This is a genomic window from Microbacterium sp. Leaf351, from assembly GCF_001423825.1.
Classification (GTDB): Bacteria; Actinomycetota; Actinomycetes; order Actinomycetales; family Microbacteriaceae; genus Microbacterium; species Microbacterium ginsengisoli.
On record NZ_LMPK01000012.1, the window covers coordinates 53,661 to 55,274 of the forward strand.

Below are 1,614 nucleotides of genomic sequence, written 5' to 3' on the forward strand. Positions count from 1 at the left end.
CAGCTTGGGCATCGTGAAGGTTCCCGACGGGCTGGCCGAGCAGGTCGGCCTGGTCGGGATGCTGTACCCCACCCGCGCGACCACCGCCTCTGGGGCGTTCGCGTCCAGCTACCCGGACCTGCTGGACCCGGTCGTCACCTTCAACGTGTACGTCGGCGACCTGGGCCTGAACACCGGGGTCCCGGTGTCGGTGTACGCACTGGACACCAGCACCCTCACCCAGATCGCCGGGCGGGGCACCCCCACCCCCGCCCTGCAGTTGGTCCCCGGCACCCCGGTTCCGCTGCCGGACGAGCTGGGCACGATCGAGCTCGGCCCGATCCCCCGATTCGCGTCGCTGGAGATCGCCGCCGACCCCACCCAAACCCCCACTCTGATCGCCGCGGTCGTCGCGATGGCCGGGTTGGCCCTGTCCCTGTTCGTGCCCCGCCGCCGCCTTTGGGTCCGCGCAACCACCGGCCGGGACGGCGGCACGGTGCTTGAGGTCGCCGGGCTCGCCCGCGGCGACGACCCCCGCCTGCAACCCACCGTCGACACCCTCGCCACCCGCCTCACCCCTTCCCCCGCACCCCTTCGAGGAGGCTCTGATGACCCCGTTCCTTGACGCCCTGTCCCTGCTGCTGGTGTACTCGGCGATCGCGATCTACGCCGCCGCATTCGTCGCCTACACCCTTCACCTCGCCCGCCGCGCCAGCACCCCTGCCGTCCCGGTCACCGTCCGGGTGCCGGTCACCGCCGGCGCCACCAGCACCACCGACCCGGACCTGGCAGGCACACCCACCGCCCCCGCCCCCGACACCGCACCCGGTGCCGCCGCTGCCCCGGGGGGCGGACGGGGGGCGGGGAAGGCGGCGCGGGTCGGGTTCGTGTTGACCGTGCTGGGCTGGGTGTTCCATCTTGCCGGGGTGGTGCTGCGCGGGGTCGCCGCGGACCGGGTGCCGTGGGCGAACATGTTCGAGTTCTCCCTCACCGGCACCGCCCTGATCATCGCCACCTTCCTGGCCGTGTCGCTGCGGGTGCGGCTGGCGTACCTGGGCAGCGCCGTGCTCGGGCTGACCGTGCTGCTGCTCGGCGTCGCGACGGTTAGCTTCTACGTCCCCGTCGCCCCCCTGATGCCCGCCCTGCAGTCCGGGTGGCTGGTCATCCACGTGCTGGTCGCGCTGCTGGCGACCGCGTTCTTCGGGCTCGCGTTCCTCGTCTCCCTCACCTACCTGCTCACCACCCGCCGCCGCGGCCTCCCCTCCCGGCTCACCCGGCTGCGGGACAGTCTGCCCGGGCCGGAGGATCTGGACCGACTCGCATACCGGCTGACGATCGTCGGGTTCATCCTGTGGACCTTCACCCTGATCGCCGGGGCGATCTGGGCCGGCCGCGCCTGGGGCAGGTTCTGGGGGTGGGACGTGAAAGAGGTGTGGACGTTCATCATCTGGGTGCTCTACGCCGGATACCTGCACGCCACCGCCACCCGCGGCTGGGCCGGCACCCGCGCCGCCTGGCTGTGCATCGTCGGCTTCGCCGCCGTGCTGTTCAACTTCGGCGTCGTCAACGTCTTCTTCACCGGGCTGCACTCCTACTCCGGACTGTGACCCGCCCCCTGCGAAAGGACCGCTCATG

The 1,614-nt window shown here is 72.1% G+C and carries 2 protein-coding genes; both read left to right on the plus strand.

Annotation, left to right across the window (positions count from 1 at the left end; all coding sequences use genetic code 11):
* The coding region (locus ASG00_RS17070; RefSeq protein WP_235559167.1) for a cytochrome c biogenesis protein ResB at positions 1-604 on the plus strand (604 nt) is incomplete at its 5' end.
* A complete protein-coding gene (ccsB, locus tag ASG00_RS05180) occupies positions 588-1,586 on the plus strand; it encodes a c-type cytochrome biogenesis protein CcsB (RefSeq protein WP_056207393.1) in 999 nt (332 codons plus the stop codon). The genes ASG00_RS17070 and ccsB, both read left to right, overlap by 17 nt.
* Positions 1,587-1,614 lie beyond the last annotated feature (28 nt).

Coding starts and splice junctions, on each gene's coding strand:
- ccsB (WP_056207393.1), top strand. CDS start 588: ATGACCCCGTTCCTTGACGCCCTGTCCCTGCTGCTGGTGTACTCGGCG.